The organism is Pseudomonas morbosilactucae (assembly GCF_023241715.1).
GTDB classification, from domain to species: Bacteria; Pseudomonadota; Gammaproteobacteria; order Pseudomonadales; family Pseudomonadaceae; genus Aquipseudomonas; species Aquipseudomonas morbosilactucae.
On record NZ_JALQCW010000133.1, the window covers coordinates 1 to 8992 of the forward strand.

Sequence of the window (8992 nt, forward strand, 5' to 3'; positions counted from 1 at the left end):
GGGGTGCTGTAGGAGCTGGCTTGCCAGCGATGGCGATTTTCAGGGCGGTGCAGGGCTTGAGGGCCGATCGCCGGCAAGCCGGTTCCTACAGGGGGATGGTTTTGCGGGGGGCTGTGGGCGCTGGCTTGCCAGCGAGGGTGTCCTGCCAGCCGCCGCCCAGTGCTTTGAACGTGGCCACCGCAGCGCGAGCCGATTCGGTTTGGGCCTGGGCCCTGCCGTCCGATGCCGCCAGGAGATGCTCATCGGCATCCAGGACTTCGATCAGGCTGACCACGCCTTTTTCATAGGCGCTAAACGAGGTCGCTCGGGCCTTCGCATACGCCGACTCACCCTGGGCAAGCCGGGTCGATTGCTGCTCGCGATTGATCCGTGCCGACACCGCGTTTTCCACCTCTTCGCAGGCCCGCAGGACGGACTGTCGGTAAGCCGCCAAGTCTTCAGCTTTCTGGCCTTTTGCCAAGTCAATCTGGGCGTTGATGCGGCCAAAATCGAACAGTCTCCAGCGTAACCCCAGTGCCGCCGAGGCCTGGCTGGCGCCGTTGCTGAACAGGTTTGCGCTAGAGACCGAGGTGGCACTGCCGAGCAGTGCCGCCACGGACAGTTTGGGGTAGTACTCGGCCATGGCTTCGCCGATGCGGGCGTTGGAGGCCGCAAGGCGGCGCTCGGCAACGATCAGGTCTGGGCGCCGCCGCAGCAGGTCGGCGGGCGTCCCCATGGCGGCAAGACGTGGGACATCCGGGATGGGCGCGGGCTCACTCAGCGATGCGCGGTAAGTACCCGGTGGTTTGCCGAGCATCACGTCCAGCGCGTTCAGGGTTGCATCCAGACCAGCTTGCAGGACCGGCACGCTGGCCTGGGCTTGACTCAGCGCGCCTTGGGCCTGGTTTAGCTGCAGTTCGGCAGCCAGACCTTTTGCATAAAGGTGTTCGAGGGTGCCGAGCAGTTGCTGTCGTGTGCCCACTTGCTGCCGGGCAATGTCCAAGCGCGCTTGCAGGCCTCGGATGCTGATGTAAAGGTCGGCGGTTTGTGCGACCACTGCCAGTCGTGTGGCCGTCGCCCCGGCTTGCGAGGCCTGGTAATCGGCGAGGGCGGCTTCTTGGCCTCGGCGTAGGCCGCCGAACACATCCAGCTCCCAGCCGGCATTCAAGTTCATTTCATAAGCACTGCCGTAGCGATCATAGGATGGGGTTGAGTTGAGCACTTGGCCCAATGGCGTTTCCAATGACTGCCGGGCTCGGGCTGCTTGGCCGTTGACGGTGGCGGAGGGCAGCAGGGCCGCATCAGCAGCCCCCAAGCCGGAACGAGCCTGCTCGATCCGTGCGGCGGCTTGGGCTAAATCGAGGTTCTGCGCGAGCGCACTGTTTATCAACTGGCTGAGTAGTGGGTCATTGAATGCGTTCCACCACGCGGCGAGCTCGGCAGGGGCGGCGACGGTTTGTGATGCCGTTGCGGTTGGCGCCGAGAAAGACGCGGGCAACTCCACAGAAGGGGCTGAATAGTCAGGGCCCACGGCACAGCCTGAAATCATGCCCATACACAGCAGCACGGCAAAACGAGGAGGAGGGTGCATGGGGTGCCTGCAAAAAGGTTGATTTGTGACGATATTACAATTTGGTCACAAGTTGTCAACCACCTTGGGGATGCGTAAGCTGCTCCCATGAATCAGCTATCCGTTTCTTCGCCCAGCCTCCGAGGCCCCGCCGATCACGACATTCGAGACCAGATTGTCGCGGCGGCCAACGAACATTTCAGTCAGTACGGTTACGCTAAGACAACCGTCTCGGACCTCGCCAAGGCCATTGGTTTTTCCAAGGCTTATATCTACAAGTTCTTTGATTCCAAGCAGGCCATAGGTGAAGCCATCTGTAGCCACTGCCTGTCGCAAATGATTGCGGCGGTGGAACAGGCCATCAATGTCGAGGGCATCTCGCCGACCGAGCGTTTTCGGCGCCTGGTCAAAACCCTGATCGCAACCGGCGTTAGCCTGTTCTTCAACGACCGTAAACTCTATGACATTGCAGCGTTCTCGGCGTCGGAGCGCTGGCCCAGTTCGCAAGTCTATGACGCTCAGATCAAGCACTTCGTCTTGCAAATCGTGCGTGAGGGGCGAGAACTCGGTGAGTTCGAGCGCAAGACGCCGCTGGATGAAACCGTCGATGCGATTCACCTTGCCTTGCGACCGTTCATCAATCCTTTGCTCTTGCAGCACAACCTCGATTTTGTTGAAGACGCCCCTGCGCTGATCTCCAACCTGGTCCTGCGCAGCCTGATGCCTTAAGCACCCAGACGGGCGGATGCGTCCTGCATCCGCGCCGGCGTGCGCCTGGAAAAACCAATCCTCAGCTTCTCTGCGGCGTTCTGGTCAGCGGGTTGACCTTTGTTCGCTCGCTTTGTGACTATTGACAGAATTGGTCACTTGAATAAGCATGGCGCATTCGCTACCCAGAGGTCTCTATGATCCAGCGCCACTCTCCGTCATTCATGTTCATTGCCTTGTTGCCGTTTGCCCTGACGGCCTGCAACGAGGCCACGCCTGCCGATCCTCGCCTGCAAGTGCCCTTGGTACGCGTGGCTACGGTTCAAGCCTCCGCGCCTGCGCAACGTGTATTCAGCGGCATCGTCGCGGCTCGGGTGCAGAGCGACCTGGGGTTTCGGGTACCGGGGAAAGTCCTGGAGCGCCTGGTGGATGCAGGCCAGCGCGTCAAACGTGGTCAGCCCCTGATGCGCATCGATGCCAACGACCTGACGCTGGCCGCACGGGCGCAACAGGAAGCGGTGCTGGCGGCCATGGCACGAGCCCGTCAAACCTCCGATGATGAGCTTCGCTACCGTGACTTGGTGTCTGTCGGCGCGGTATCGGCCTCGGCTTACGCTGGGATCAAAGCGGCTGCCGACTCGGCAAAAGCGCAGCTCAATGCGGCCCAGGCCCAGGCGGATGTGGCAAAAAACGCGACCGGCTATTCGACGTTGCTAGCGGATGCTGACGGGGTGGTGGTGGACACCCTAGCGGAACCGGGGCAGGTGGTGGGTGCCGGGCAGGTGGTGGTACGGGTGGCTCATTCAGGGCAGCGCGAAGCCGTCATCCAACTGCCCGAAACCCTGCGTCCTGCGTTGGGTTCGGTGGCGGCGGTTGAGCTCTACGGGCAGAGCCAGCTTGGGGGCAGTGCGCGTCTACGCCAGTTGTCCGATGCGGCTGATCGACAGACGCGAACCTTCGAGGCGCGTTATGTGCTGGAGGGGGCGTTGGCCAACGCCACCCTGGGTTCGACCGTTTCGGTAGTGATCGCAGCGGCGCAGGGGGCCGAGGTCCAGGCCTTGCAGGTGCCGATGGGAGCGCTCTACGACGCCGGCAAAGGGCCAGGGGTCTGGGTCGTGGGCGGTGACCCTGAACAGGTGACATGGCGCCCGATCCAGGTTCGCAGCCTGAACGACCAGGCCAGCGTACGCGTCACGGGTGACCTGCAGGTGGGTGAGCGCGTGGTCGCGTTGGGGGCGCACTTGTTACGCGAAGGGGAGAAGGTCCGGACTGAACGTGCCGGTCTCGATCAACATCCAGTGGTCGAGGTGAGTCGATGAGCGGCTTCAATCTTTCCGCACTGGCGGTTCGCGAGCGCTCGATCACCCTGTTTTTGATCCTGCTGATTTCCGTGGGCGGCTTGTACGCCTTCTTCAAACTGGGGCGTGCGGAAGACCCTGCCTTCACGATCAAACAAATGACCGTGGTCACCGCCTGGCCCGGGGCCTCGGCCCAGGAGATGCAAGACCAGGTGGTAGAAAAGCTGGAAAAACGCATGCAGGAGCTGCGGTGGTATGACCGCACCGAAACGTTTACCCGGCCCGGTTTGGCCTTCACCACGGTGTACCTGCTCGACAGCACGCCGCCTTCAGCGGTCCAGGAGGAGTTTTACCAGGCACGCAAGAAAATCCTCGATGAGCAGAAGGGCCTGCCGCCTGGGGTGATTGGGCCGATGGTCAATGATGAATATGCCGATGTCACCTTCGCGCTCTATGCGCTCAAGGCCAAAGGTGAACCGCAGCGTTTGCTGGTGCGCGAAGCCGAGAGCTTGCGCCAGCGCCTGCTGCATGTGGCGGGTGTGAAGAAGGTCAACATCATCGGTGAACAGGCCGAGCGCATTTTTGTCGAGCTGTCCTACGAGCGCCTGGCGACACTGGGCATTTCCGCACGAGAGATCTTCAGTGCGTTGAATGCGCAGAACATGATGACCCCTGCCGGTTCAGTGGAAGCGCACGGTCCCGAGGTGTTCATTCGCCTGGATGGCGCGTTTGATGACTTGCAGAAAATTCGCGACACCCCGCTGACTCTCCAGGGCAGAACCCTGAAATTGGCTGATGTGGCGCAGGTCACGCGCGGTTATGAGGACCCGGCGACGTTCCTGGTGCGCAACAACGGCGAGCCGGCCTTGTTGCTCGGCGTGGTCATGCGCGACGGCTGGAACGGCCTGGATCTGGGCAAGTCGCTGGAGGCCGAGGCCACTGCAATCAATGAGCAGATGCCTTTGGGCATGAGCCTGACCAAGGTCACTGATCAGGCGGTGAACATCGACGCCTCGGTCACCGAATTCATGGTGAAGTTTTTTGCCGCCCTGGGCGTAGTGTTGTTGGTGTGTTTTATCAGCATGGGCTGGCGTGTCGGCGTCGTGGTAGCGGCGGCAGTGCCGCTGACCCTCGCCGCTGTGTTCATTGTCATGGCCGCCACGGGCAAGGACTTTGACCGGATTACCCTGGGGTCGTTGATTCTGGCGCTGGGACTGCTGGTAGACGACGCCATCATTGCCATTGAGATGATGGTGGTGAAGATGGAAGAGGGCTACGACCGCATCAAGGCCTCGGCTTATGCCTGGAGCCACACAGCCGCACCGATGTTGTCGGGGACGCTGGTGACGGCGATCGGCTTTATGCCCAATGGCTTTGCCAAATCCACGGCCGGTGAGTACACCGCGAACATGTTCTGGATCGTCGGCATTGCGCTGATTACATCCTGGGTGGTGGCGGTGGTGTTTACTCCCTACCTCGGGGTCAAACTGCTGCCACCGATCAAGGTGCCGGAGGGCGGGCATGGGGCGATATACGGCACCCCGAACTACCAGCGTTTCAGGCGCCTGCTGGGCAGTGTGATACGTCGCAAAGGCCTGGTGGCGACCTCCGTCGTCGGATTGTTTGTGGTGGCGATCCTGGGCATGGGGGTGGTCAACAAACAGTTCTTCCCAACGTCCGATCGGCCAGAGGTGCTGGTTGAAGTGCAGATGCCCCACGGCACTTCGATCGAACAGACGGATGCTGCGGCGGCCAAGGTTGAAGCCTGGTTGGCCCAGCAGCCGGAAGCGAAGATTGTCACTGCCTACATTGGCCAGGGCGCGCCGCGCTTTTACTTGGCCATGGCCCCGGAGTTACCCGATCCCTCCTTCGCCAAAATCGTTGTGCTGACCGCCAGCCAGCAGGAGCGCGAGGCACTCAAGCTGCGCCTCAGGCAAGCGGCGGCCGATGGCTTGGCGCCTGAAGCCCGAGTGCGAGTCACGCAGCTGGTGTTTGGTCCTTATTCACCCTATCCGGTGGCCTTCCGGGTCATGGGCGCCGACCCTGCCGTGTTGCGCGGTATCGCCGAGCAGGTGCGTGGAGTCATGAGCGCCAGCCCGCTGATGAGGACTGTCAACACTGACTTGGGCGAGCGCGCACCGGCACTTCACCTCGCCCTGGATCAGGACCGCCTGCAGGCATTCGGCTTGACCTCGAGCGACGTTGCGCAACAGTTGCAGTTCCTGCTGACGGGGGTGCCAGTCACTGAGGTGCGTGAGGACATTCGTTCGGTCCAGGTGGTGGCTCGCTCGGCGGGAGAGACGCGCCTGGATCCGTCGAAACTGGCGGCCTTCACCCTGACCGGTGCCCAAGGCCAGCGCGTGTCGCTATCCCAGGTGGGGACGGTGGAGGTGCGCATGGAGGAACCCATCCTGCGGCGTCGTGATCGCACGCCGACCATCACCGTGCGCGGTGACGTGGCTGAAGGTCTCCAGCCGCCGGATGTCTCCAATGCCCTGATCACGCAGTTGCAGCCCCTCATCGAAACGCTGCCCAAGGGGTACCGCATCGAGCTCGCCGGCGCGATCGAGGAGTCGGGTAAAGCCAACAAGGCCTTGCTGCCGTTGTTCCCGATCATGATCGCGCTGATGTTGCTGACCATCATCATTCAGGTGCGCTCGATGTCGGCCATGTGGATGGTGTTTGCCACCGCGCCCCTGGGCCTGATTGGTGTGGTGCCGATTCTGCTGCTGTTCCAGCAACCATTCGGGATCAACGCCTTGGTGGGGCTGATTGCGTTGTCCGGCATTCTGATGCGCAACACGCTGATCCTGATTGGCCAGATTCATTCCAACGAGCAAGCCGGCTTGTCGCCCTACAACGCGGTGGTCGAAGCCACTGTGCAGCGTGCACGGCCGGTGATCCTCACCGCGCTGGCGGCCATGCTGGCGTTCATTCCGCTGACCCATTCGGTGTTCTGGGGAACGCTGGCCTACACCCTGATTGGCGGCACCTTTGCCGGCACCGTGCTGACCCTGGTGTTTCTGCCGGCGATGTATGCCCTGTGGTTCAAGATCAGGCCCGAAACCGCTCAGGAACCCTCGACCCACCCACACCCAGCCTGAATGAGAGAGCAAGCGCCCGCGGAGGCGGGCGAGCTTCTTTCTCAAGGCCGCCGAAGACAGTAGCTAATCAGGGCCCCGATTAACCGGGCCCTGACGAAGATCGCATGAGGTGAATCAATGTCATTGGAAAGCAAACGTATCGTAGTCACTGGTATGGGAGTCGTTTCTCCCTTGGGTTGTGGTGTGGAGGAAGTCTGGCGCCGTTTGTTGGAGGGGCAGTCCGGTATCACCGCCTTGCCGGATGAATTGAGTGAGGGGGTCGGATGCGCGGTAGGAGGCCGGGTGCCTTCACTGGAGCAGGACCCTGTTGCGGGTTTTGATCCGGAGTTGGCCGCCTCGGCAAAGGACCGGAAGAAAATCGACCGGTTTATCGAATTTGCCCTTCTGGCGGCAGGCGAGGCCTTGGCGCAAGCCCAGTGGTCACCCGGGCAGGGCACTGAGCAGGAGCGGACGGCGACGATCATTGGCACGGGGATTGGCGGCTTCACCGCGATAGCCAATGCGGTTCGCACCACTGACGAGCGCGGGCCCGGTCGGCTCTCACCCTTCACCATCCCGTCGTTTCTTGCCAACCTGGCGGCGGGTCATGTCTCGATCAAATATCACTTCAAGGGGCCGCTGGGGGCTCCGGTCACTGCCTGCGCCGCCGGGGTGCAAGCCATTGGCGACGCGGCTCGGCTAATCCGCTCGGGTGAAGCCGACATCGCGTTGTGCGGCGGGGCTGAGGCGGCGATTCATCGCGTCAGCCTCGCTGGGTTCGCCGCCGCTCGAGCACTGTCCAGCCATTTTAACGATCGCCCCGAGCAAGCCTCTCGCCCCTTCGATCAGGATCGGGACGGTTTCGTCATGGGCGAGGGCGCCGGGTTACTGGTGATCGAGTCCCTTGAACATGCCTTGGCACGGGGAGCGCAGCCGATCGCCGAGTTGATCGGGTATGGCACCAGCGCGGACGCCCATCATCTGACCGCAGGCCCTGAGGACGGTAATGGTGCCCGCCGTGCAATGCAGCAGGCGCTGGATCAGGCCGGGCTCAACCCCGAAGACATTCAGCACATCAACGCCCATGCCACCTCAACGCCCATCGGTGATAAAGGTGAGTTGGCGGCGATTCGTGGGTTGTTCGGCTCTTCCTCGCACGTTGCGATTACGTCGACCAAGTCCGCCACCGGTCACTTGCTGGGGGCGGCTGGCGGCCTGGAAGCCGTGTTCACCGTTCTGGCACTGCGCGACCAAATCGTTCCGCCGACGCTCAACTTGCTCAACCCGGATGAAGCGGCTACGGGCTTGAACCTGGTCGCCCTTCAATCCAGGCCGATGGCAATCCAGCACGCCATGTCCAATGGCTTTGGCTTCGGTGGGGTAAATGCCAGCGTGCTGTTTCGCCGCTGGACTGATGCGTCGGATGGCGGAGCCGTGACATGAGTTCGTTTGCCCAGCTAATCAAGCAATTTGATCCGTCGCTGCCGTTCGATTCACCGGCCAATTGGCGACAGGGGCGCACGGTTTTTGGCGGGTTGTCGGCGGCACTTTCCCTCGAGACCATCCTGCGCAATGAAACAGTCGACTTACCGCCGTTCAAGTCTGCGCAGGTGTCGTTCATCGGGCCTGTCACGCAGCCTCAGACCTTTAACTCCAGCGTCTTGCGCGAGGGGCGATCAGCGACCTCTGTGGCCGTCGATTGCCTGTCGGGCAACGAGTTGGCGTTGCGTACAACCCTGTCGTTTGTGCGGCCACGGGCCAGTCGCATTGTCCACGACTCGTGGTGTCGCCCACCCGTGGGCGGCCCTTCCGAGTACACAACACTGGAGTTGGACCCTGCTGTAGCCCCGGCGTGCGCCTACAACTTTGAAATGCGTCCTGCAGGTGGGTCGCTACCGGTGTCGGCCGCGGAAAATCCCGAGTTGCTGATGTGGGTCCGTCATCTGGATGCGCAAGGTGTTGACCCGGCGGTCGCCCTGATTGCCCTGGCTGACAGCCTGCCGCCAGCTGCCATGACCTGCTTCACCGAACCGGCGGCGATCAGTTCGGCATCCTGGATGATTGACTTGCCGCAGCCGGCCGTTGCCGGCGAATGGTTCCTCATCAACTCCTTTAGCCAGCAGGCACTGGAGGGGTATTCCTTGCAGGACATGGAAATCTGGGATGAAAGCGGCCGAAGGGTACTTTGGGCCCGTCAGACCGTAGCGATTTTTACCTGACGTGGTAGGTGGGGGGGGAGCCTCAAGCGGCGAGCTTCAAGCTTCAAGGGTTGATCGCCGGCGGGCTGGCTCCTACAGAGGGATGGTTTGCGGGGTGCTGTAGGAGCTGGCTTGCCAGCGATGGCGATCTTCAGG

General features: G+C 62.0%; 6 protein-coding genes. 5 read left to right on the forward strand and 1 reads right to left on the reverse strand.

All coding sequences use genetic code 11. The features are described from left to right. Positions 1-85: 85 nt before the first annotated feature. A complete protein-coding gene (locus tag M1B34_RS33305; protein WP_268267391.1) occupies positions 86-1570 on the reverse strand; it encodes an efflux transporter outer membrane subunit in 1485 nt (494 codons plus the stop codon). An 87-nt stretch (positions 1571-1657) separates the two neighbouring features. On the opposite strand from M1B34_RS33305, the gene M1B34_RS33310 reads away from it, so the two are divergent. From M1B34_RS33310 to M1B34_RS33330, 5 genes are all read left to right on the forward strand, one after another. Then, a complete protein-coding gene (locus M1B34_RS33310; protein ID WP_123333333.1) occupies positions 1658-2278 on the forward strand; it encodes a TetR/AcrR family transcriptional regulator in 621 nt (206 codons plus the stop codon). Between the two features lie 176 nt (positions 2279-2454). Continuing rightward, complete coding sequence (locus M1B34_RS33315; protein ID WP_268267392.1) at positions 2455-3576, forward strand: efflux RND transporter periplasmic adaptor subunit; 1122 nt, start codon at positions 2455-2457, stop codon at positions 3574-3576. After that, positions 3573-6659, forward strand: coding sequence for an efflux RND transporter permease subunit (locus tag M1B34_RS33320; RefSeq protein WP_268267393.1), 3087 nt, complete (start codon positions 3573-3575; stop codon positions 6657-6659). The genes M1B34_RS33315 and M1B34_RS33320 overlap by 4 nt, the downstream gene beginning before the upstream one ends. Positions 6660-6776: 117 nt before the next feature. Beyond that, a complete protein-coding gene (gene fabF / locus M1B34_RS33325) occupies positions 6777-8081 on the forward strand; it encodes a beta-ketoacyl-ACP synthase II (protein ID WP_268260834.1) in 1305 nt (434 codons plus the stop codon). After that, positions 8078-8857 (forward strand): thioesterase family protein, encoded by a 780-nt coding sequence (locus M1B34_RS33330; RefSeq protein ID WP_268267394.1) that lies wholly within the window; start codon positions 8078-8080, stop codon positions 8855-8857. The genes fabF and M1B34_RS33330 overlap by 4 nt, the downstream gene beginning before the upstream one ends. Positions 8858-8992 lie beyond the last annotated feature (135 nt).

Excerpts from the sequence above, each read along its gene's own strand:
- M1B34_RS33310 (WP_123333333.1), top strand. The coding sequence starts at position 1,658 with ATGAATCAGCTATCCGTTTCTTCGCCCAGCCTCCGAGGCCCCGCCGAT.
- M1B34_RS33330 (WP_268267394.1), top strand. The coding sequence starts at position 8,078 with ATGAGTTCGTTTGCCCAGCTAATCAAGCAATTTGATCCGTCGCTGCCG.
- fabF (WP_268260834.1), top strand. The coding sequence starts at position 6,777 with ATGTCATTGGAAAGCAAACGTATCGTAGTCACTGGTATGGGAGTCGTT.
- M1B34_RS33315 (WP_268267392.1), top strand. The coding sequence starts at position 2,455 with ATGATCCAGCGCCACTCTCCGTCATTCATGTTCATTGCCTTGTTGCCG.
- M1B34_RS33305 (WP_268267391.1), bottom strand. The coding sequence starts at position 1,570 with ATGCACCCTCCTCCTCGTTTTGCCGTGCTGCTGTGTATGGGCATGATT.
- M1B34_RS33320 (WP_268267393.1), top strand. The coding sequence starts at position 3,573 with ATGAGCGGCTTCAATCTTTCCGCACTGGCGGTTCGCGAGCGCTCGATC.